27 protein-coding genes and 2 pseudogenes are annotated in these 19,505 nt (G+C 62.1%); 13 read left to right on the top strand and 16 right to left on the bottom strand.

Features of this window, described 5'->3' with window-relative positions:
• Positions 1 to 103: 103 nt before the first annotated feature.
• From ACFWA7_RS14770 to ACFWA7_RS14835, 14 genes and pseudogenes are all read right to left on the bottom strand, one after another.
• Positions 104 to 1,630, bottom strand: a pseudogene (locus ACFWA7_RS14770) (tape measure protein); the annotation flags it as partial.
• Between the two features lie 412 nt (positions 1,631 to 2,042).
• Positions 2,043 to 2,333: a hypothetical protein gene (locus ACFWA7_RS14775; protein ID WP_385823191.1), complete on the bottom strand. Its 291-nt coding sequence runs from the start codon at positions 2,331 to 2,333 to the stop codon at positions 2,043 to 2,045.
• 81 nt (positions 2,334 to 2,414) lie between these two features.
• Positions 2,415 to 3,326: a hypothetical protein gene (locus ACFWA7_RS14780; RefSeq protein ID WP_385823193.1), complete on the bottom strand. Its 912-nt coding sequence runs from the start codon at positions 3,324 to 3,326 to the stop codon at positions 2,415 to 2,417.
• Positions 3,327 to 3,435: 109 nt separating this feature from the next.
• Positions 3,436 to 3,822 carry a hypothetical protein gene (locus ACFWA7_RS14785; protein WP_385823195.1) on the bottom strand — a complete coding sequence of 129 codons (387 nt, stop codon included), beginning with the start codon at positions 3,820 to 3,822 and terminating at the stop codon, positions 3,436 to 3,438.
• Positions 3,819 to 4,148, bottom strand: a complete 330-nt coding sequence (locus tag ACFWA7_RS14790; RefSeq protein ID WP_385823197.1) for a hypothetical protein — start codon at positions 4,146 to 4,148, stop codon at positions 3,819 to 3,821. Before ACFWA7_RS14790 ends, ACFWA7_RS14785 begins: the two co-directional genes overlap by 4 nt.
• Positions 4,148 to 4,477, bottom strand: a complete 330-nt coding sequence (locus ACFWA7_RS14795) for a hypothetical protein (protein WP_385823199.1) — start codon at positions 4,475 to 4,477, stop codon at positions 4,148 to 4,150. Before ACFWA7_RS14795 ends, ACFWA7_RS14790 begins: the two co-directional genes overlap by 1 nt.
• Positions 4,474 to 4,815, bottom strand: a complete 342-nt coding sequence (locus tag ACFWA7_RS14800; protein ID WP_385823201.1) for a hypothetical protein — start codon at positions 4,813 to 4,815, stop codon at positions 4,474 to 4,476. Before ACFWA7_RS14800 ends, ACFWA7_RS14795 begins: the two co-directional genes overlap by 4 nt.
• Before the next feature lie 34 nt (positions 4,816 to 4,849).
• Positions 4,850 to 5,959: a hypothetical protein gene (locus tag ACFWA7_RS14805; protein WP_385823203.1), complete on the bottom strand. Its 1,110-nt coding sequence runs from the start codon at positions 5,957 to 5,959 to the stop codon at positions 4,850 to 4,852.
• 15 nt (positions 5,960 to 5,974) lie between these two features.
• Complete coding sequence (locus ACFWA7_RS14810; RefSeq protein WP_385823205.1) at positions 5,975 to 6,535, bottom strand: hypothetical protein; 561 nt, start codon at positions 6,533 to 6,535, stop codon at positions 5,975 to 5,977.
• A 63-nt stretch (positions 6,536 to 6,598) separates the two neighbouring features.
• Positions 6,599 to 8,101 carry a phage portal protein gene (locus ACFWA7_RS14815; protein ID WP_385823207.1) on the bottom strand — a complete coding sequence of 501 codons (1,503 nt, stop codon included), beginning with the start codon at positions 8,099 to 8,101 and terminating at the stop codon, positions 6,599 to 6,601.
• 22 nt (positions 8,102 to 8,123) lie between these two features.
• Positions 8,124 to 9,683, bottom strand: coding sequence for a terminase TerL endonuclease subunit (locus ACFWA7_RS14820; protein WP_385823209.1), 1,560 nt, complete (start codon positions 9,681 to 9,683; stop codon positions 8,124 to 8,126).
• Positions 9,684 to 9,717: 34 nt separating this feature from the next.
• A complete protein-coding gene (locus tag ACFWA7_RS14825; protein WP_385823211.1) occupies positions 9,718 to 10,155 on the bottom strand; it encodes a hypothetical protein in 438 nt (145 codons plus the stop codon).
• Entirely contained in the window at positions 10,155 to 10,340 is a 186-nt protein-coding gene (locus ACFWA7_RS14830; protein ID WP_385823213.1) for a hypothetical protein, read from the bottom strand. The genes ACFWA7_RS14825 and ACFWA7_RS14830 overlap by 1 nt, the downstream gene beginning before the upstream one ends.
• Positions 10,341 to 10,374: 34 nt before the next feature.
• Positions 10,375 to 10,704: an HNH endonuclease gene (locus tag ACFWA7_RS14835; RefSeq protein ID WP_385823215.1), complete on the bottom strand. Its 330-nt coding sequence runs from the start codon at positions 10,702 to 10,704 to the stop codon at positions 10,375 to 10,377.
• A 672-nt stretch (positions 10,705 to 11,376) separates the two neighbouring features.
• On the opposite strand from ACFWA7_RS14835, the gene ACFWA7_RS14840 reads away from it, so the two are divergent.
• Positions 11,377 to 11,862 carry a hypothetical protein gene (locus ACFWA7_RS14840; protein ID WP_385823217.1) on the top strand — a complete coding sequence of 162 codons (486 nt, stop codon included), beginning with the start codon at positions 11,377 to 11,379 and terminating at the stop codon, positions 11,860 to 11,862.
• Between the two features lie 99 nt (positions 11,863 to 11,961).
• Here the strand turns inward: ACFWA7_RS14840 and ACFWA7_RS14845 are convergent, their stop codons facing one another.
• On the bottom strand, positions 11,962 to 12,366 hold the full coding sequence (locus ACFWA7_RS14845) for an acyl-CoA thioesterase (protein WP_385823219.1): 405 nt from the start codon (positions 12,364 to 12,366) through the stop codon (positions 11,962 to 11,964).
• A gap of 31 nt (positions 12,367 to 12,397) precedes the next feature.
• A complete protein-coding gene (locus ACFWA7_RS14850; RefSeq protein ID WP_385823221.1) occupies positions 12,398 to 13,246 on the bottom strand; it encodes a helix-turn-helix transcriptional regulator in 849 nt (282 codons plus the stop codon).
• A 537-nt stretch (positions 13,247 to 13,783) separates the two neighbouring features.
• Here ACFWA7_RS14850 and ACFWA7_RS14855 point away from each other — a divergent pair.
• The 12 genes and pseudogenes from ACFWA7_RS14855 (at position 13,784) to ACFWA7_RS14910 (ending at position 19,495) form a co-directional block, all read left to right on the top strand.
• Positions 13,784 to 14,128 (top strand): hypothetical protein, encoded by a 345-nt coding sequence (locus ACFWA7_RS14855; RefSeq protein WP_385823223.1) that lies wholly within the window; start codon positions 13,784 to 13,786, stop codon positions 14,126 to 14,128.
• Positions 14,125 to 14,967, top strand: coding sequence for a RecB family exonuclease (locus tag ACFWA7_RS14860; RefSeq protein ID WP_385823225.1), 843 nt, complete (start codon positions 14,125 to 14,127; stop codon positions 14,965 to 14,967). The genes ACFWA7_RS14855 and ACFWA7_RS14860 overlap by 4 nt, the downstream gene beginning before the upstream one ends.
• Positions 14,968 to 14,998: 31 nt before the next feature.
• The gene (locus ACFWA7_RS14865; RefSeq protein ID WP_385823226.1) at positions 14,999 to 15,820 is read left to right on the top strand and encodes an AAA family ATPase; all 822 of its coding nucleotides are present in this window, start codon (positions 14,999 to 15,001) and stop codon (positions 15,818 to 15,820) included.
• A 64-nt stretch (positions 15,821 to 15,884) separates the two neighbouring features.
• The gene (locus tag ACFWA7_RS14870; protein ID WP_385823299.1) at positions 15,885 to 16,313 is read left to right on the top strand and encodes an endonuclease VII domain-containing protein; all 429 of its coding nucleotides are present in this window, start codon (positions 15,885 to 15,887) and stop codon (positions 16,311 to 16,313) included.
• Positions 16,310 to 16,558, top strand: a complete 249-nt coding sequence (locus ACFWA7_RS14875) for a hypothetical protein (RefSeq protein WP_030706500.1) — start codon at positions 16,310 to 16,312, stop codon at positions 16,556 to 16,558. Before ACFWA7_RS14870 ends, ACFWA7_RS14875 begins: the two co-directional genes overlap by 4 nt.
• Position 16,559: 1 nt before the next feature.
• A pseudogene (locus ACFWA7_RS14880) lies at positions 16,560 to 16,739 on the top strand (CHC2 zinc finger domain-containing protein); the annotation flags it as partial.
• A 37-nt stretch (positions 16,740 to 16,776) separates the two neighbouring features.
• Positions 16,777 to 17,463 (top strand): toprim domain-containing protein, encoded by a 687-nt coding sequence (locus tag ACFWA7_RS14885; RefSeq protein ID WP_385823301.1) that lies wholly within the window; start codon positions 16,777 to 16,779, stop codon positions 17,461 to 17,463.
• Positions 17,460 to 17,726 (top strand): DUF3310 domain-containing protein, encoded by a 267-nt coding sequence (locus ACFWA7_RS14890; RefSeq protein WP_385823228.1) that lies wholly within the window; start codon positions 17,460 to 17,462, stop codon positions 17,724 to 17,726. The genes ACFWA7_RS14885 and ACFWA7_RS14890 overlap by 4 nt, the downstream gene beginning before the upstream one ends.
• A complete protein-coding gene (locus tag ACFWA7_RS14895; protein ID WP_385823230.1) occupies positions 17,723 to 17,941 on the top strand; it encodes a hypothetical protein in 219 nt (72 codons plus the stop codon). The genes ACFWA7_RS14890 and ACFWA7_RS14895 overlap by 4 nt, the downstream gene beginning before the upstream one ends.
• Positions 17,938 to 18,747: a hypothetical protein gene (locus tag ACFWA7_RS14900; protein ID WP_385823232.1), complete on the top strand. Its 810-nt coding sequence runs from the start codon at positions 17,938 to 17,940 to the stop codon at positions 18,745 to 18,747. Before ACFWA7_RS14895 ends, ACFWA7_RS14900 begins: the two co-directional genes overlap by 4 nt.
• On the top strand, positions 18,744 to 19,310 hold the full coding sequence (locus ACFWA7_RS14905) for a hypothetical protein (protein WP_385823234.1): 567 nt from the start codon (positions 18,744 to 18,746) through the stop codon (positions 19,308 to 19,310). The genes ACFWA7_RS14900 and ACFWA7_RS14905 overlap by 4 nt, the downstream gene beginning before the upstream one ends.
• The gene (locus ACFWA7_RS14910; protein WP_385823236.1) at positions 19,307 to 19,495 is read left to right on the top strand and encodes a hypothetical protein; all 189 of its coding nucleotides are present in this window, start codon (positions 19,307 to 19,309) and stop codon (positions 19,493 to 19,495) included. The genes ACFWA7_RS14905 and ACFWA7_RS14910 overlap by 4 nt, the downstream gene beginning before the upstream one ends.
• The last annotated feature ends 10 nt before the right edge of the window (positions 19,496 to 19,505 follow it).

The following is a 19,505-nucleotide window of genomic DNA, read 5'->3' on the forward strand; positions in this document are numbered from 1 at the left end:
CGAGATCCTGGAGCCTGTCGGCGAGCTTGTGTGTGTTCTTGCCGAGCTCGGTCCACTCGAACTTTCCGGTCTCCTCCGAGAAGCCACCGAAGAGCTTGCCGAGGGTGAGCTGCATCTGCTCCTTGACGGAAGTGAAGTGTCCGCCGATGGAGCCGGTGCCAAGAGCTTCCGCAGACCCCTTCACGCCTGGAGCCGTCTGGTACGCCTTGATGAACTTGTCGAAGAACTCCTGGGAGTTCACACCGCCCTTGGGGTCCTGGACCTCTTTGAGGAAGTCGGGACCGCCCTTGTACCCGGCGATCTTGCCGAGTTCGTTCATCGGGATGCCGGTGCCTCGGACGAACTGACGAAGGTACCGGGTGGACAGCTTGCCCTGGTCCATCATCATGTCGGCGGCCATCATGCCGCCCTTGACCTTCTCCGGGCTGGTGACACCGAAGGAGGCCGCATAGTCCGCGATGCCCTTGATCAGCAGTTCGGACTTCTTGAGGGAATCCGAGGTCGAGTCACCGTAGGACTCGAAGTTGCGGGCAACCTGCGAGAACTTGTCGGTCATGTCCTCCAGCGAAAACGGGGTGTGAACCGCGAAGTCCTGGATCGCCTGGAGGCCCTTGGCGACTTCCTTCTGGTTGAAGCCGGCCCGGTTCAGGCCCTCCGAGGAGTAGAACTGCATGTCGGCGCTCGTAGCGCCGATCTTGGTGACGTACCCGGCAGCGAGGGCCAGCGGGGCCACGAGGTTCTGCGTGAGACTCCGGCCGACCTGCTCAAGGTTCTGGCCGTAGGTCTCCGTGGACTGCGAGAGGGACTTCCACTGCTCTCCAGCGGACCGCGTGGACGCCCGGTGCTCGCGGTCCCAGGTGGCTACCTGACGACGGTTACTGGTGATCGTGTCGGCGTACGCCGAGCGGGTCTGCTGGAGACCCCGCAGCTCATCACGCAGGAAACCGACGCGGGCCTGATTGGCTGCGCGTTCCTCGGCGAGCCGCCGACGCACAGCGGCAGCCAGCTCCTGTTGGGCGGCCCTCTGCTCAGCAGCAGCCTGCCGAGCCGCGGTGGCCTGCTCGCGCCTGACCTGCGCGACATCGCGGGCCAGGGCCCGTTCCTCGGTCCGCTCCGCCTGGACGCGTCGACGGGTCTCGGCCAGGGCCTCGCGCTGGAGGCGGGCCTTCTGCTCCTGCTCTTCGCGGGCCTGGCGGATCGTGTCCTGAGTGGCCTGGCGGTTTGCGCGAACAGTGTCGGCAATCGCCTGACGGGTTACACGGGACGTGCCTTCCTCAAGCTGCTCGCGCTGCCTTGCCAGGTTGCGATAGGTACGGAACTGAGTGCCGGCCTCCTCACCGTGAAAGCGGGTCAAGCTCCGTTCGATCTGGCGGAGCTTGTTGGAGGTGTCGAGCGCTTCCTTCTCGGTCGCCTTCCCGGCCTGCTTCGCCGCCTTGGAGGTGGCCGTCGCGATCCCCTGGAAGCCGCCCGTCAAGCCCTTGGAGAACGCGGCGGCGCCGGCCTTCCCCATCGCGGTCAACTGGGTGGTGAGGTCCGTTCGAAACCGTGCCATCGCAGTCTTGGAAAGCTCCGGGTAGATCTCGATGTAACCGGCGCCGACCTTGACCGGTGCCCTTCCTCGCGTAGCCATGCAGCCTCCTAGGGGTTGCCGAAGGTGTTGAAGAACGAAGCCACGTCATCGCCGGAGGCGAACTCGCGAGGCTTCGGCTTCTCTGCAACCCGCCCAGGGCGGGGAAGTGGCTCCGGAGGTTCGAGGTCGTTGTCCTCGGTTGAATTGGCCTTGATGAAGAGATAGTTCGACAGTTCAAGACCATCGGAGATCCGGGCAAGAATGTGATTCGTCTCGGTCCAGGTGGTCGCCTCATCGATCTCGATAAGAAGAAGCGACTCCCCAGGCTTCTTGAAGAGAGCCTGGATCAGGACATGGACGCGGCGAAGAGATAGCCGCCCGGACCACAGGTCGAGCAGGTCAACCCCGAAGTGCGACAGGAGGTCGGCTTCGAGAGGATCGCTGTACTCGTAGAGGATGCGGGCGGTCTGTATCAGTTTCCCGGCTCACCGAAACCCGCAGCCTCGGTGACCTTCTCCAGGAACTCGTTGAACTCGCCGATGGTGCAGCGCAGGGCCCGGTACTTGGCCCACTGGTCCGGGCCGACGATGGCCCGCGTGATGGCACGTTCGCCGGCCCCCTCCTCGATCACGTCCAGGACCTCATCCGGCAGATCCATCGGAGCCTGGATCAGGAACTCCTCGCCCTTGAACTCGAAGGCGGTCGCCTTGCTCTTCGCCTCGGCGGACTTGGCGGCAACGGTGGTCTTCTTAGCAGTGGTCATGGAGACTCCAGGAAGTTTCGGGGTGGGGTATGAGAAGGGGGGCGGGGATACATCCCTCCCCGCCACGGGGAAACGTTTCTTCTACTTGACAGGCTCTGCCTGCTTGGCATTGACCGTCAGCTTCTCGGTGGCCTCTACGTTGACGACTGTTCCGGCGCTGGCCTTCACGGTGTACTGCGCAACCGGGGTATCGGCGGCGACCGTGACCGGTACTGCGAAGGCCCCGTTTTCCTCAACGGCCTTGGCGGTGCGGGTGAACTTTCCGTCCCCGGTGGAGAACGTCAGGGTGACGGCCTCTCCCTTCGGGAAGCCCTGGCCGACCACGTTGAAGTGACCACCCTGCTCAACCGTTCCGGGCTGGAGAGTTACCTTCGTTGCTACCTCAACCGGGCTGTCGATGACCTGGTCGTCAGTGAGGACGTAGCCGAGGTTTCCGGAGCGGTCGAGGGCATCGATCGTCAGCTCGAACTTGCCGTTCTCGGCGCGCTGGAGCTGGATCGCGCCACGGTCGGAAATCATGGCGCGGCCGATGACGCATCGGTATCGGACCGGCTTGCCGCCTACGGTCTGGGACCAGTCCACGACAAGTGCGAGCTCGGAAAGTTCGGGAGTGGACTTGAGGTCAAGCCGGTACGTGCCCGGGATGACCTTGCCTTCCTTGTCGGTGGCCGGCACCCACTTGGCACCGAAGAACAGCTCAGTCGTGAGCTGATTCGTCTCCATCAGGGTTGCCTTGACCTGGAAGGATGCGCTCTTCACGTTGTAAAGGACAGGTACCGCGGACTGCCACACGTTGACGGGGTCAGTCTCGATAGACGGGGTGATGGTCACGCCGCCCTCGTCCACGTAGCCCAGGGCCCGGAAGTCGCCGTCTGCGGTGAAGGGGACGGTATCCCGAGGCAGGATGTTGGCAACCCGCTCTGCCGGTGCGACGTAGATTTCACCCGAGGGCGCGAAGCGAATCTTCTTGGAGTTGCCGGAGTTCTCAGCCATGGGGCCTCCTGTGAGTGGGCATGAAAAAAGCCCCCAGGCAGGGGGCTGGAAAGTTGGCGCGAGTGTCACATTCCAACTTCAAGGCAAAAAAAGGGAGGTGCTGGCAGGGTTACGCGTCGGTCAGGAAGAGGGTCACTTCACCCTGATAGGTATGCTCCCGAGATGTCGAGTCCGGGAAGTAGCGAGGGCTGATGGCCTCGTCCACATCGAGGACCAGGGCGTCACCCACGACGAGGGCCGGCAGCTTCTCAAGTAGATGCTCACGCACCCGATACGCGACGGCCGCGGCTTCGGCCCGGTCCTCCGCGTAGACCTGGTAGGTGATGTCGGCGCGGTCCATTCGGGACCGGACCGCTCGGTATCCTCCGGAATGCTCCAGATAGATCGTGGTGTCTCCCGGCTCGCGGCCCACCAGGTTGCCGGTCACGAGGTTAGTTAGTTCATTCACGCCCTTGAGGTAGTCGAAGACCACGGAGACGGGGTCAAGGCGCATCACGTCTCACGCTCCTTCATCAGGGCTTCCTTCAAGGTGTGGTTGCCCGGATGGCGTCGGCCGCTCTTGTCGCGCCAGCCGTACTCCACGAGGAGGGCATGCCTGTCGGCTTGGACGGCTGAATGAACTATCCCCTCGACCTCGTACGCAGTGACGGAGAGGGAGAGGGCGTACATGTTCCAAGAACCTCTGCGGTTCTTCGGGGCAGATCCCCGGGCGGTCGCCGCGATGGATGACGCCTTCTGGGCGAGCATCCGGGCCGTCTCGGCTGAGGACATGAGTCGGTGCATGGCGGTCTCGTCGAGGACCAGGCGGACGCGGGCGGCCATCAGTGCTCCACCCGCCAAGCGCGAGCCCGTACGTGCCGGAGGGCGCCATGTCCCCAGGTCGAGGGGACGCCGTCCACCTCGTACAGCTGCTGCCCGAACCGGAGCCGGTCCGCGGAGCCCACGTCAGCCCCGAAGGGAAGGTAGACGAGAACCCGCTCCTGAGCGGTCTCCCTCTCGGGGGAGCGGACCTCGAAGGACCGGTCGGGCTGGACATTGCCGAGCCCCTTGAACACCACCCTCGCGTGGTCCCAATCCCGCTTCTTCCCGTAGGCCGTGTCCGTCAGGCCGGCGCGGAGAATCAGGACCTCATCGCTGAACAGGTTCTTCACTCCGCCTCCCGTACGAGGGAGATCGAGGCGAGCTTCCTGCGGTACCTCTTGAGGGAAGCCCTGGCCGCAGGGGAGAGGGACTGGGTGGTCGCGGACGATCCGAACTCGACCTGGATGTCTCCGACGCGCTCGCTCACAATGCCCGGGGCGACGGCAAGCCATCGGATGACCTCGGCGCAGATCACTGCCTTGATCCCCGGAGTCTCCGCGTAACCGCTGCCGCAGTGATCCCGCACGAGAGCGGAGGCGTCCTCAATGAACGCCTCCACCCTCGGCTTCTCATCGTCCCCGATCGTGCGCCCTAGGCGGACAGAGATGTCGCCTACGGTGATATCCATCTGTCACATCCCAACTTAGGACACAAAAAAAGGGCTACTTGGCTGCCTGAACGGCCACGGTGCGGTTCTTCTCCACGGCGACCTTGTTGTGGTCCACGATCGCCTTCTCGACACCCGAGGCAACGAGAAGCTGCTCAGGGCGGATGACCTTGGCGTCGTAGATCACGCGGCTCTTGATGGCGTCCGTGAAGGACTTCTCCGGCTTGTACGCCTCCATCTGCGCGAACGGGATCACCAGCGAGGTCGCAGAGGTCGAACCCATGAACATGTCGATGCTGTTGAGCGCATCGTGACGGCGGCCCTTGACGAACTTGGCCTCGCCCGGCCGTTCCTTGCCCAGGGTGTTCGAGACCTGGACGGGGATGCCGAGAATCGTGCCGATGGCGCCGGACGGCATGACCGCGCCGCCACCGAAGTGGGCGGCGTCGATGAACTTGGGATCGCGCAGGAGCAGCGACCGCAGGCGCGGGGAGATGAACAGGTAGCGGGAGTCCGGAGCGTTCTTGAGGTCCAGGTTCTCCAGCATCGCAACCACGTAGTCGTAGACGCCGATGATTTCGGAGTCGAGAGCGTTCGGAGTCACGGTGTCGATCTTGCCGTGCAGGGCGGGCAGGGTGGACGCGTCGGCCGGCATCGCCTCCGCGCCGTTCAGGTCCTTGCCCACGACGGCCGCGGTGAGGGTCTGGGCCAGCATCCGGTCGATGGAGACGGCCGCCTGGCGGCCACGCTGACGGACCAGTTCCGACATGAGGTCGATGCCGCTCTTCGTCTGGAGCTGGTGAAGGGCGTCGATCTCAATGTGGAAACTGGAGCCCTTGCCGACAGTCATCGGAATGTATTCAAGGGCCGCGTGATCCTTGTCGCCGATCTCGCCGTAAGCCTTGATCAGGCCCTTGTCTTCCACGGTGTCAACGAAGTGGGGGATGCGAATGCGGTCGCCTTCGCGGCGGAACTCACCCTCGTAGTTTCGGTTAGTAATCTCCGCGGAACCGAGGATGAGATTGTCCTCAAGGTCCTGGAGAAGCTGAGCGGTCCACAGCTCCGGAACAAAGACGCCGTGCCCCTTGAGGGTCGGGTCCTGTCCAGCAGGGCCGCCGGTCAGAAGACCCGAAGCTGCCTGAGTGGTGAAGTCGTTACCAGCCATAGATATGTCCTTTGGTTAGATTTCGCCTCGCATGAGGGCGTCACACTTGCCCGCCTTGCGAGCCTCGTTGATCTCCCTCGGAGACATGCGGGAAAGGTCTTCACGAGTGAGCTGGCCGGCGGCCGGGCTCCCCTGACGACCGAGGCCGAGATCCTGCGCGTAAGGCTGCGTGGTGCTCGGCTTGGGAAGGGACGACACGAACGCCTCGATACGCGCCGAGTCCGGGTTTCCGTCCGCTCCGAGAAACGACTCAAGGTTCAGATACTCGGCACCCGGAAGCGTCACGCCGGCCGCCGAAGAAGCTGCACGAAGCTCTGCGCTGATGAGCTTGGTGCCCACCTCAGAGAGAGCCGTGTTTCGGGCCTCCGCCCGAGCGGCTTCGATGGCCTTCTCGGTGTCGGACATGTGGGACTGGCGGTATCCCTCAAGTTCCGTGGACGCCGCCTTGAAGCGGTCCTCGTTCTTACGGGACAGGGCCTTCCACTTGTCGATCTCCGCCTGAAACGCGGCGGCGTCAGCCCCTTCGTTCACGCTGCCCGGGGGGATGTTGTCCGCAGTCATCTGGTCGTCGCTCATTTGATCATCCATTTCGGATCGGGAAGGGCCACCATTTCGGCGGCCGTCGAGGGAACGTTTCTGCTACTTCTTCTCGAAACGTTGACGGTTCGCATTGCCGGAGTTCCCCTGCGCAGGCTTCATGGCGTCAGCCTTGGCCTTAGCGCCGGAGACGGCCGACTTGTCGTCGGCTCCCTGCTGGGCGATGGCAAGCTCCTGCTTCTGAGCATCGGTCTGATACTTGTCGGCCCGTTCCATTTCGGTCTTGGCCTCTTCTTCAAGTAGTTGGTCGAAGCGTGCGATCTGGGAAGGGGTGTAGCCCGCGTCCTGCCAGAGCTGCTGCTTCGGGACATTGAGTTGCTGGAGCTTGAGTAGCGCGTCGATGTGCTGGGCCTCGGTCCTGTTCTCGGGATCGCGCCAGATCACCTCAGCAGCTTCGTACTCCTCGCGAAGCTCTCCGCCGTTCTCCACGGCTATGGCGAGCCTCATTACTCGCTCCCACGATTCACCGAAGTGCAGCATCCGCTCCCTGGTCTTCGATACCAGACCGGCTTCCGCAGAGGTGATCGCGTCGCCGCTCGGAGGCTGTCCGCCCTTGAGCATGTAATGGAACGGAACCCTCGCGATACTCGCCATGTGCATGGTGAGCATGTCCACGAGATCGACATAGTTGCTCAAATTCGCGGCTTCGAATTGGCCGAACGATGCTGCGGGGTCTTCGGCCTGGAGGAGTTTGTCTACGGCGACCTTGAACGGTTCGATCGGGTTGCCGTTCTCGTCCTCCTGGATTTCCAGACCGGTTACGTAACGCTGCGGCCAGGCAGCGTATTCGGAGGCAACGAGAGAGTCCGAGACCGTCTTGTTGATCGCGTCCTGGATAGGAATGACCGTGGAGAGGTCCGACATCGGCTCGCCGACGAGCCGGGTCCGGTTCTGAATGGGGACGACCGGCACGACACCGAGCGGGTTCGGCTTGGCCGGCCCGTCGATGGTGTAGCCGCCGATCTTCCAGTTGCCCACGTGAACCGAACGGGCCAGCCAGAGGGTGCAGAACTGGCGGCCCCAGTCATCGACATAGAACTTCGCCGCAGCCTCGATCTCGTGGCGTGAGCCCGGCTTGTACTGCACCACGACGTGTTCGGCAGACTCGACGGAGATGACGGCCTTACCGGAGTCATCGCCCCACACGACCGCGTACGCGGCCCCTTGGATCATGGCGTCCAGGTGGGCGGAGTTGGACTCAGAGTCCATCCGGTTCCGCTGCCAGATTTCACGAGCGAGGTCGTCTTCCGCAGGTTCCTTCGAAAGCCGAAAGCCGTCGATGAACATACGCTCGTTAACACTGTCAATGATCAACCCGCAAAAGTTGTCATTCCAGCGGTCGAAGACGTGGGCGAACTCAGTCCGATACTTCGACTGAGAGAAGAGCATCTTCTGATGCTTGCCATCGTAATACTCGCCGAACCGCTTGAAGCGGCCCGCGCGAGACGATAGCTTCGATGATAGATAGTCCATCCACATCTGTGGTGTGGAGGGAGGCGACATTACGCCTTCCTGGCCTATCGATTTATCCAGAGCAGCAACCATCCAAGCCCCTTTCGAGCGGGGCTCAGAAACCGACTACTCGCCTCCTCTTGATCTGGAGACGTCCATCAGCAATCGCGTCCGCGCGTGCTTCAAGTGCAAGTACGGCGGCCACCGCGATATCAATTTTGCGTTTGGATCGAGGCGAATCTTTTACGATCAGATCGCCCTGAGGAACTTCCCGAACGACCGCGTTGAGAACATGGCGGGTCATTTCGGGATCACCAACATGCGAGAGGTCGCCTACCATGACGGCGGTACGGAATCTCTCGACGGCCTGAACCATTCGCGTCGGCTTATTGGTCCAGTATTCAAAAACGTAGTCATCGCCCCACTCGACAGCCCAGCGGCCGATATTCTCCTGCCACCACGGGGGATCGGCGTACATCCACTCCACGCGGTAAGTGTTGAAGGCTCGCTTAACGGCTGCCTCGACGGAGAGAACATCGACTTCCCAGTCATCCTTGGCATGCTCGGGACGCAACCACTTGCCGATAACGAAGAGCTTGGCGTCACGCAATCTGACGCCTACCAAGGCAGTTCCGTCTCCGCGGACACTGCCATCGAAACCAATTGCTATCTGCTCACCGGACGCAATGTCGTCCGCGGCTTCGCAGGCATCCCACTCCGCCTTTGACATCCAGCCGTCCGAGCTCTCAGCGATTTGGTTGAAGAAAAACCGGAAATACGTGGAATCGGGAGTCGTGCGATCGAAGAGGATCGTCTTCGTCAAGCCTTGGATGTCGGCCCAGTGGGCATCCCCGTACGCTTCGCGTAGAGCTGCTGATACCTTTGCTTCGTCTCGGATGTCTTCAACTTCGAGGGAGCCTTCAAGACAGTCGTAGAGCCAATAGCCCTGGGCGACCATGTCGGACTCGAAGATGATCTGCGCTACCGAATCTTCGTTTGGGTTGAATGCATTCGTTGTCGTCACCCACCGGCTACCAGCCTTGGTGGTCTTTTCGACATTTCGCTTCAACACCTGATAGAAATCAGGGCCCCCCGTGGAACTCACCCAGTGATGGACCTCGTCCATGACGATAAAAGTTGGGCGGTTACCTTCATTTGTCCGACCGCTCGTCGCCTTCGGGGTGATCGAGCCCGGCTTCCCGGACTTGAACTGAACCATCGACTTCGAGATTTCCAGGCCGTATTCCTTCTCGGCCGGCGACTCGGAGAGCATGCCGCGGATCATGTCGAGGGTCTGCTGTGTCTGGTCAAGGGCAGTCGCACCAAGCTGCACGACAGGCAGCGGCACACGCTTGCCAACAGGAAGGCCATGCTCATCAAAGTGGCTGAACCGGCACGGGCCGATGAACTCTACGATCGCCAGGGCTGCGAGCAAAGGCGTCTTTCCCCAGCCCTTAGCCCGACGCAGGGTGCCGGCCGCGTACTTCCATGTTCCATCGGGGTTGATGGCGTAGAACCAAAGAACGAAACGAAGTTGTTCGTTCGTGAACTTCCAGCTCTCGCCTGCACTGTCACCATCGGGCTGAACAATGTAAGTCTGAGCCCAGCGGATAATGCCGTAGCCGAGGGTTTCGTGAGGGGCCGGCACACCCTTGGGAAGGTTTCCGGTCTGCATCTGAACTCCCCTCGGGAACAGGGGAGAATCGTGCTCAACCCTCGCTGAGGAGCTTGAACAGCTCCGCATCCATGTCTGCGTGTGAAGTGGGCTGGTGCGGCCCCGTGGCCTCGCTCTGGGCCTGCTTGTCGAAGGACATCCGCAACCGGGCTCTGTCCTCGGTGGTTGCGCCCCACTTGCCCACGCGCTGACGGATCTCCCCGGCGAGCTTCATGTCTCCGAGGTAGAAGGCGTCCACGAGCTTCGTGACGATCTCCAGCTCGGCCCAGTCGGTATCCATCCAGTCCTCGGTCTGAGGAGCCGAAGCCCACGTCTTCCAGAAGCGCTTGGCGCCGGAGGTGGTGATGCCGAGGGCCTTGGGGAGTTCACGGCCGGTGCTGGACTGACCGGACAGCTTGTGCTCGCCCAGGGCGTGATCCTTGTTCCTGCGAACGGAGTTGGGGTTGGGGGCCGGCCCGCGTCGAGCTGGCATCAGATCGCCCCCTTCATCACGTCAGGGGAGACCCCGTACAGCTCGCCCAGCTCCTGTAGCTCGGTCCTCGCGTCCTGGTGCCACCGCCGCTTCACCGCGGCCTTGGAAGGCTGTGAGCCTCGATGTCGGACGTAGTCCTGGTCTCGTTCATCGGCCCAGGCATCCCACAGGGTGGGGTCGGTCATCACATCACGGCTCCATGCATGAACTAACCGGGGCTCAGCCTCGGTCCTCGTAGTAGGTCTTGAGTGCGTGGCAGCGGCCACACAGCGTCCAGAGGTTGTCCAGTTCCCAACTCCCTCCCCGAGAGACGGGGATGAGGTGGTCCACCTGGAGGTTTTCGCGCGTCCCGCACTTCTGACAGGTGAACCGGTCGCGGGTCAGGACCTTTGCCCTGCGGGACGACCAGTCACCTGGACGAGACTGGTTCCGGGCCGAAGGCCGGTCCCAGCCCTTTCGGGCCGGGGGAGCGTGCTCCTCACACCGGCCGGAACGGATGGTCACAGAGGTACACCCGCTCACGAGGCAAATCTGTTTGGCTCTCGGCATTGGCCCTCCTCTGTGAACTTGTAAGGCGGTAGGGCGGATTCGAACCGCTGCCCCTTCCGGTGCCGCTCCCTTGCGAGGGCCTGACAACGCCGGGTTTCCCTGTCAGGACTCCGTACCGCTCGTGCGCTGGCCGGGAGTTGAACCCGGTCTACCTATCGTCGGGGCTTTGAAAGCCCCTATTGTCGGAGTGCAGCCGTACACCACCACGCCAGCAAGGAGCTACCTTGCCTTGGCCGACTCAAGACGATCACTCTCAGTCGGTTGAATGAGAGGCCCCGGAGGTTTCTGATCTGGCTCCGGGGCCAATGCCTTCCTGGACCTCTACTGGAAATACTCGACAGGAGATCTAACAGGAAGGAATCTCTCTCTGACTCTTGTAAGTCAGAGAGGATGTTTCTTAGGGAGAATGAATCAGCTTTTACTAACTGTTCTTTCTTCTTCTCACTAACTATGTCGGTGTCCGGGAGATGGCAAGCGGACACCGCCAAGTGGGGATGTGACACGAGGCACATGCTGCCGAACGGTCGATCGAACGAACATTCGAGTTGGGATGTGACATGGCTCTCAGGTTGGAGTGTGATGCAACTTTCAGGCGCTTCGCGAGTCGATCCCAGTGCTACCTTCGATCATGTAAGCGCGTTCGGTGCACGTCACATGGAAGGAGTTGGGCCCGTGGAGAAGCGTCTGCCGGATCTCAACACCTTGATCCGTCTCTCGCAGCAGGGCTTGACCGACGAGCAGATCGGGAAGCGCTACGACGTCTCGGGCCAGGCCGTGAACAAGGCACTCACCTTGGGCGGGTACTACCGGCGGCAGGTCTCCAAGACGGTCATCACGGAGCTGATCCCGTGGGACGTGCTGACGACCAAGGAGAAGGGCTCGCACCACAACACCTACTTGGCGAAGCAGCTACGGGCCTATCTGCGGGCAGCACTCGGTGACGACCAGCTCAACGAGACGCACCTGTTGGCCGCGGCCCGCTTCGAGAAGAAGATCAGGGAGAAGAACCTGATCGTCACGTACGACCGCGAGACCGCAGGGGGATTCGGCCTGGAGCCGAGGACGGACGCGGACGGGGCGTTGATCGTGCGGTGGCCCAGGGGCCGCGAGCTCCCCGAGGGCGAGTACCTGAACGCGATCACCCTCGCCGACGAGTGAGACACGGCCGCGAGCCGGCCTTCGGACACGCCAACGGGCCCCCGGGTACATACCGGGGGCCCGTTGGCTGTCCGCCTGCCATGCGGCGGCGCGGGTTAGTTAGTTCATGAACCGTTCAAGGGATTGCCGTTCGGTGTCCGACATCCGACGGACCCGGCCCGCCTTCGAGTCGAAGGCCACCATGAGCGTGCTGGCCTTGATGTAGGTGGTCTCGGCATCGTGAATTTCGCAGTCGAGTGAGAAGGACACGGCCTTCATCCCCGTTACCCGCGCGGTGATAGTGACGGGGGCCGTGCTGTAGACGAGCGGCCGGACGAACTTTATCGACTGCTCGGAGACGACGAAGTTGGCTGCCAGACGTTCGTCCGGGTCCTCGGGTACGAGGTCCGCGAACATGTTCATGCGGGTCTCTTCGAGGTACCGGGAGTACACCGAATTGTTCACGTGGCCGTTCGCGTCCATGTCGGACCAGCGAATCTGGCACTGGAAGGTGAATGCGTTCATCTTGAAGGGCTCGCTTGTGTGTGGGTGAGGTTCAGCCAATGACGGGCGGAACCATGAAGCCGGTGGGGCTCTCCGCCTCGTGGGGCCAGGTGAGCAGGACCAGGCGCAGGTTCTCGAAGCGCGCGGGAATGAACACCTGGGAGATGAGGTCGATCTCCCCGTGGAACCGGGGTATGCGAAGCCGGAAGTGATGGCCGTCCCGGTTGGCGACCACGGTCGTGTCCTCGGCCCAGTAGCCACGGATCAGCGGGTCCTCAAGGGCTTGCTCAAGGATCTGGGGCAGGACGCTGGTACTGCGGCCCCGAGCGAGTTCCAAGCGGATCATGCTCAGGTACACGCGGGCATGGCTTTCCCAGCTCACGAGCTGGTCGCGGGACTCGGGGTTGATCAGCCCCCAGTGCATCAGGTTCGCACCCTCTTCCCGTACCCACGGGAACCATTCACCCATGGGCCGGTTGTACGCGATGACGTTCCAGTCGGCGTCGGAGACGTAGGCCGGCCGGGGGTCCTGCTGGTCCAGAACCAGCTGTATGGCCCTGTGCTCCGGAGAGTCGTGGATGGCCGTCACACCTGCGGGCGGGGTGCAGCCAACGGTGTAGAGGAAGAGCGTCAGTCGCTGGTCGGGCTCCAGGAGCAAAGCGTCGGCCAGGCGCTCCATGGCCTCGCGGTCGGGCCGGGGCATGTAGCCCTTCTCCATGTCCCTGTACCACCGGTCGCTCATCTTGCAGCGTTGGGCTACAAGGGCCTGCGGCATGGGCTTGTGGAGGCCCATCTTCTGACCTGCTGCCGCCCGCCATGCGCGCAAGAACCGAGGCAGACCAGAATTCTCGTCACCGAATTCAGAGTCGGTGTGAGAGTTCCCTGCCAAACCAGCCTGCATTTGCTTTATCTCCCGTGAGTCGTTTTAGCGTCTCTTTACCCCAGGACCCTACCGGAGCCCACTGACAGTCAGCTCAGGATTTTGGCCGTGCGGAAGGCAGATCGAGGCCGTCGCGCAGAAGGCGTTTTTGCGAAGACGATCGAGGGGGCGGAATGGTTGTGCGTGCAACCGAAGATGTAACGCAGGTAACTCGCGGAGCGCGACTTCCGGAAACGTCGTTCCGGTTCGGCATGGGTAAGAATCATGTGAGCGCCCCGGCGCCGTGCGGCCGAATCCCGCTCGGTAGTTGGGGAGTTGGTGTCGGGGTTAGGGTCTGGCCGTTTCGAAGGCCGGCCCGCTGCGGGGGTGCATGCCCCCAGGGGGAGAGATATGCGTTTGTGCTGCCGTGGGGATCGTCACACTGATGGATCTGCTGCCTTGTTACGCGAAGGTGTGCGATTTGTGACCGTCAACACAGTTGGAGTGTGACACTCGGCTGACCTGCGCCTGTATGGTTTGAGGTGCGGCGGCCGATGCCGTCGGAAGTGAAAGAGGAGCATGGTGTTCGAAACCTTCGAAGGCGTGAAGGTCCATGTTCGGGCTACTGAAATCCTCGCTGCCTTCGCGCAGTGCGAGCAGTGGTCGGGGCGGCCCGCGGAAACCACCGCGTCCGGAATCGTTACGGCCACTGCGGTCGGCTATGGAGAGATCACCACGGTGACCCTCGGGAACAACATGGGAGCCGCCGAGCAGCAGCAGCTCGCACTCCTCGCAGAGAGGACAGGGCGGCCCTTGCAGGACTGCGTCATCGTCTACAGCGACATCTGTGAATGGCCCCACCCCAGGATGAAGGGGTCGACGTCGTTCATTCAGTTCGGAATCTTTCAGGAGGAGAGCGCGTGACCGTAGAGGCCAACTACGAGCGGTGGGCGGGGATGCCCCGCTCGGTCAGTCAGATCACCGAGTACGAAGAATGCCCGTACAAGGGCTGGCTCAAGCGGGCAGAGAAAGTGGAGCCCAGGCCCGCAGCCTGGAGTACCCACGGAACCTCCTTCCATACGGCCGCCGAGGAGTTCGAGAAATCCGGCCGTGAGATGCCCGCAGACGACGTCGTACGCGTCTTCCAGGATGAGTACTGCAAGGGCATCAACCGGGACATGGGGAAGCTCAACGACATCGGGCAGTGGATGAGGGCCAACAAGGGCACCGCCGCTGACGACCTGGAGGAACGGTACGAGGCGGGCTCACGCCAGACGCGTGAGTACGTGGAGTACGTCCAGGAGAACGCGCCTGTGCTGTGGCACCCGAAGAAGCACAAGCGGGACGGCGTCTGGCAGGTGGCTGACGGCACGCCGGCCGTCGAGCTCTACTTCATGGCCGAGTTCGGAGGGGTCAAGGTCCGCGGCTTCATCGACCAGGTCCTCCTGAACACGGATATGAGTCGTCGCGTCCGGGACCTCAAGACCGGCTCCACCAAGTCGAAGTTCCAGCTCTGGGTCTACGGCCTCGCGGTGAACCAGCTGTACCCCGAAGAGGCTCCCGTCACGAACGGGGACTGGTACCTCGCCAAGACGGGAAAGGTGTCCCGGCCCGTCAAGCTGGCCGACGCCGACGAGGACGAGATTACCGAGCGCATCGTACGGATGGATCAGGGCGTGAAGGCCGGCGACTTCCCGCCCAAGCCTGGATTCGGCTGCCGGTTCTGCGACGTGGCATACGCCTGCGCTTTTTCTCGGCGCTGAAGTTGGAATGTGACACTATGGAGGTGCTGAATTGTTCAGCCTGAATCAATCCATCCTCGTCCGCGGCGCGGCAGGCGAACCCCTCAAGAACCCCTTCACTGGCCTGTCAAAGCTCGAAGTCGAGTTCCGTCGCGGAGACTTCTCCGTCGTCTGCGCCGGAGGTGGCACCGGTAAGTCCCTCGCCGCCCTGTGGCTGGCGGTCTGGTCCAACGTTCCCACGCTCTATTTCAGCGCGGACAGTACGGCCGCCACGCAGCTGTCACGGGCGACCGCGATGATCACCGGCGACAACGCGCGGGACATCAAGAAGAAGCTGGTCGCCAACGACGGTTCCTTCGCCGAGTACGAAGCTGCCCTGGCGAAACGGTGGTGGCTTCGCTTCAACTACCAGGCCCGGCCGACACCCAAGGAGATCGAGACCCACCTTGAGTGCTACCGGGAGGTATTCGGGATCTATCCACACCTGGTGATCGTCGACAACATCACCAACGTGGACGGCGGCGGCAGTTCGAACGCCGAGGAATACACCTTCGGCCTCGAAGGGCTCTGCGACTACTTCAATGAGATGGCCAGGGAGACCCACTCCCATGTGATGGCCATGCACCATGTCGTGGGCGAGTACAGCTCCGGTATCAAGCCGATCCCGCTGGACGGCGTGAAGGGCAAGATTGGACGTGTGCCATCCGTCGTCCTCACCATCCATGCGGAAGTGGACGGCATGAACGGCCGCACCCTCCACATCAGCCCCGTGAAGAACCGTGAGGGGTTCACCGATCCGAGCGGGGAGACGTACGCCTCGTTCGAGGTCAACACGTCGAACCTCCAAATCTCCGATCTGAACGTTGAGTTCTAGCTCACAGCCTCTTCATTTGATCAGGAAGTTGGAATGTGACACACTTGAGGAAGAGGGGCGGGGGATGAATCCTCCGAGGAAGGGCTTCCGGGCGTGCGTGAAGTGCGAACGGAACAGGGCCGAGAAGTTCTACACCTCCACGCGTGGCAAGGTCTGTGCATCGTGCAGGAAGCGCGATCGGAGTGCGAGTTCTCATGAAGTAAGAGTGCAGGCGACGTACGGACTTGGTCCGGGCGAGTACTCGACTTTGTTTCAGGAGCAGGGCGGAAAGTGCGCCATCTGTCGGCAGCCCCGACATCAGCGTCTAAGTGTCGATCACGACCACAAGACCGGCCTCTGTCGCGGACTCCTCTGTCGCCGCTGCAACAACTACCTTCTGGCGAAGGGTGCTCGGGACAACCCGACGATCCTCCGCAATGCGGCTGACTACCTCGACAACCCGCCGGCCATCCACATCATTGGCAAGCGATACCACAAGGAAGACGGAAAATGATCAGCTTCGACGGCGGCACGCTCTACGTCACCTTCACTCGCAAGACCAACCTGACGAAGCTGCTCCGGCTCCTGGAGGCCGAAGCCCAGCTCGGCCTTCATGAGCGTGCCGTGGCCATCTACAAGGGCCGTCGAGATGCCATGCGGCAGGAGATGGGGATTCCCGCCCTGGCCGAGATCGTCCGCGCAGAAGTGGACATCATGGCTCAGCTCCGTCTTGAGTCGGCTCTCAAGGTTGGGATGTGAGATGGCGAAGCCGGACATCGTCCAGGTTTTCCGGCACTACTACCCCGAGGTGGACGTAAAGGGGAAGGGTGGTTGGGAGAAGATCCACTGTCCCGAGCACTCCGAGAGCAACCCCAGTGCGTCAGTTAGTTCATTCAAGAGCCGCTGGTCGTGCTTTGTCTGCGACACCAGCGAAGACGGCTACGACGTGATCATGAGGAAGGAAGGGATCGGGTTCCGTGCTGCTCAAGAGTTCGCCGCCATCCACTTCGATGGTGGACATAGCCCAGAGCTACAGCCTGAGCTTCCCCGACAGTCCGGCCGCGGAGTACATCAGGCGCCGAGGTTTGGACAGCATCGCGACTCGGATGGGCCTCGGCTACGTCGAACACCCCGCTACGGGGCATGAGAAGCAGGGCGGCCGGCTCGCGATTCCCTACCTCCGCCCTGCGGGCGGGGAGCACGCGGTAGCAACCATCCGCTTCCGGTGCATCGCTGAGCGGTGCACCAAGAACCCTGACGGCTCCTGGCGGGACGACGAAGACCATGAGGGTCACGGGAAGTACCAGAGCCTCCCCGGCTCCAAGCCCATGCTCTACAACACGCAGGCCCTCATCCGGCCGTCACCGTACATCGGCATCAGTGAGGGCGAGTTCGACGGGATGGCGTCAGAGATCGCGGAGATTCCCTGTGCCGGTTCGTCCGGAGTTTCCTCGTGGCGGGACCACTTCGACCCCGCCTTCCTCGGGTACGAGAGGGTCTTCGGATTCACAGACGGAGACGGGCCGGGCGAGCAGTTCATAGCCAAGCTGGCCGAACGCCTCCCCAACCTCGTCCCGATCTACTTCGACAAGAAGTACGACGTGTGTCGATTCGTCAAGGAATTCGGGCCTCAGGCCCTTCGAGAGAAATGCGGTCTGTCGTGAGCGTCTTTTTCACCGGCCAAACGTTGGAATGTGACACCGATTCGGTGAACAGTCCATCTCACTACACGCAAGGCGCGTACGAAGTCATCGACATCATCCAGGCGTCGATGACCCACGAAGCCTTCCTCGGCTATCTCCTCGGCAACCAGATCAAGTATCTGATGCGCTGTCAGCACAAGCATCAGGACGCGGGAGTTCAGGATCTCCGCAAGCTCATCTGGTATGCGAATAGGTACATCGCAAATATTCAGGTGGCCAAGTGATTTATGAGGCGACTCACAGGATCAATCCTCTGGTAGCTGCCTTCCGGCTGCTCGGGATCTATAGCGCGGATCTCGAAGAGTGGGAGCTGGACACGGAGCAGGATGAAGAGTTCGTTGCGGCACTGGCGAACTATCTCGATGTGGCCTACGAGTCGGGGTTCACGGTCGGTGTGAAGAACGTAACTCGACTCCATCGAATGGGAGTGGTTGAATGAAGCGAATCATCGTCCTGCCTGACGTGCAGGCACCCCTCGAAGACCCCCGGATGGTCCGGAACTGGATCGCCTTTGTGAAGGACTTCCAGCCGGACGAAGTCCTCGGGATAGGTGACACCTGCGACTTCACAGCCCCTTCCCGCTGGAACAAGGGAAGTCGCGGAGAGTTCGAGGACGATGTCTACGAGCAGGCTCTCTACACCAAGAAGAGGGTGCTCGCCCCCGTACGAGAAGTCTTCGACGGCCGGTTCGGCATCCTTCGCTCGAACCACGGCGACCGACCCCGTGACTACCTCCGGAAGTACGCGCCGGCCCTCGCGCAGACCCACGTCTTCGATGAGCCGGAACTCCTCGACTACGACGGCTTCGAGATCACCGACCTGGGCGACTTCTACGACTTCGCGGAGGGGTGGACGGCGACACACGGCCACCTCGGGTTCTCGTCCAGCCGGTACGCAGGGGGCTCCGCCATGGCAGCAGCTCGGGCCATGGGCAAGTCGGTGGTGATGGGCCACGTACACAAGCTCGGACTGATCAATGAGTCCCGAGGCTACAAGGGCAACCTCCAGACCCTCACGGGAGTCGAGGTGGGTCACTTCATGGACATCAACAAGGCCACGTACTTGAAGCGCGGCGCAACCAACTGGCAGGCCGGGTTCACCCTGCTCTACGTCGGTAAGTACGGCGACGTGACGCCGGTACTGGTCCCCATGGCCAGTGACGGTTCTTTCACCGTCGAGGGGCAGCGGTACGGGGCCCTGCACCGGGGAGAGAACGGCCGGTTCGTCGGGAAGGCCGCAGCATGACCGAGAACACCGAACTCGACTGGGCCTACCTCTCCGACCTCGCCGGGCGAGTGGCGTACTCCATCGCGGAGCGCTGGCACATCGTTGAGGCCGACGACGTGAAGCAGGCCATCCTGGAACACGCCATCCGGGAGCGGAAGAACGTCGCCCTGGCCGTCGAGGACCAAGCCCTCCTCAAGCGGATCTTCTGGACGGCCGGCAAACGGTACGCCGCCAAGGAACGCCTCTACCGAGACCTGGTGGACGGCGAGTATTTCTACACCGCCGACGAGGCCAAGACGGCGCTTCTGACGATGGTCTACACCGCCGAGGAGTTCAGCGGACTGATCGGCAAGAAGGACGACCTCAACCACTGCACGGTGAGCGAGAACCTTCACACAGCTCGGCTGGACGCCGAGGACGCCATGAAGCGAATCAACGAGCGCTATCAGCGGCTCCTGCACAGCCGGTACGTCCTCGGAATCCCACTCACTTCCGACGCGGACCAGAAAGCCTGCCAGCGAGCGGTCGTCGCCCTCTCCTACGAGATGAACCGCTCACTCCGACGAAAGGTACAAGCGTGATCGAGACCCGCCACCACTACGACCGAGACGACATCGTCTTCGATGTGATCTATGACTCCGGCACCATCTCCCCTGTCTATCTCGGACTGCACAACGCCGCAGACAGTGCCGAGTTCAACATCGATCGACAGGACCTCCCGAAGGTCATCGAAATGCTGACCGCCGCTCTCGCGGCCCACCACTGAGGAGTACCGC

The organism is Streptomyces sp. NPDC059994 (assembly GCF_042737755.1).
Classification (GTDB): domain Bacteria; phylum Actinomycetota; class Actinomycetes; order Streptomycetales; family Streptomycetaceae; genus Streptomyces.

Coding starts and splice junctions, on each gene's coding strand:
- ACFWA7_RS14845 (WP_385823219.1), bottom strand. CDS start 12,366: ATGAACGCATTCACCTTCCAGTGCCAGATTCGCTGGTCCGACATGGAC.
- ACFWA7_RS14825 (WP_385823211.1), bottom strand. CDS start 10,155: ATGCCAGCTCGACGCGGGCCGGCCCCCAACCCCAACTCCGTTCGCAGG.
- ACFWA7_RS14820 (WP_385823209.1), bottom strand. CDS start 9,683: ATGCAGACCGGAAACCTTCCCAAGGGTGTGCCGGCCCCTCACGAAACC.
- ACFWA7_RS14790 (WP_385823197.1), bottom strand. CDS start 4,148: ATGGCCGCCCGCGTCCGCCTGGTCCTCGACGAGACCGCCATGCACCGA.
- ACFWA7_RS14775 (WP_385823191.1), bottom strand. CDS start 2,333: ATGACCACTGCTAAGAAGACCACCGTTGCCGCCAAGTCCGCCGAGGCG.
- ACFWA7_RS14875 (WP_030706500.1), top strand. CDS start 16,310: ATGATCAGCTTCGACGGCGGCACGCTCTACGTCACCTTCACTCGCAAG.
- ACFWA7_RS14900 (WP_385823232.1), top strand. CDS start 17,938: ATGAAGCGAATCATCGTCCTGCCTGACGTGCAGGCACCCCTCGAAGAC.
- ACFWA7_RS14870 (WP_385823299.1), top strand. CDS start 15,885: ATGAATCCTCCGAGGAAGGGCTTCCGGGCGTGCGTGAAGTGCGAACGG.
- ACFWA7_RS14800 (WP_385823201.1), bottom strand. CDS start 4,815: ATGGATATCACCGTAGGCGACATCTCTGTCCGCCTAGGGCGCACGATC.
- ACFWA7_RS14850 (WP_385823221.1), bottom strand. CDS start 13,246: ATGCAGGCTGGTTTGGCAGGGAACTCTCACACCGACTCTGAATTCGGT.
- ACFWA7_RS14780 (WP_385823193.1), bottom strand. CDS start 3,326: ATGGCTGAGAACTCCGGCAACTCCAAGAAGATTCGCTTCGCGCCCTCG.
- ACFWA7_RS14805 (WP_385823203.1), bottom strand. CDS start 5,959: ATGGCTGGTAACGACTTCACCACTCAGGCAGCTTCGGGTCTTCTGACC.
- ACFWA7_RS14810 (WP_385823205.1), bottom strand. CDS start 6,535: ATGAGCGACGACCAGATGACTGCGGACAACATCCCCCCGGGCAGCGTG.
- ACFWA7_RS14830 (WP_385823213.1), bottom strand. CDS start 10,340: ATGACCGACCCCACCCTGTGGGATGCCTGGGCCGATGAACGAGACCAG.
- ACFWA7_RS14815 (WP_385823207.1), bottom strand. CDS start 8,101: ATGGTTGCTGCTCTGGATAAATCGATAGGCCAGGAAGGCGTAATGTCG.
- ACFWA7_RS14835 (WP_385823215.1), bottom strand. CDS start 10,704: ATGCCGAGAGCCAAACAGATTTGCCTCGTGAGCGGGTGTACCTCTGTG.
- ACFWA7_RS14905 (WP_385823234.1), top strand. CDS start 18,744: ATGACCGAGAACACCGAACTCGACTGGGCCTACCTCTCCGACCTCGCC.
- ACFWA7_RS14855 (WP_385823223.1), top strand. CDS start 13,784: ATGGTGTTCGAAACCTTCGAAGGCGTGAAGGTCCATGTTCGGGCTACT.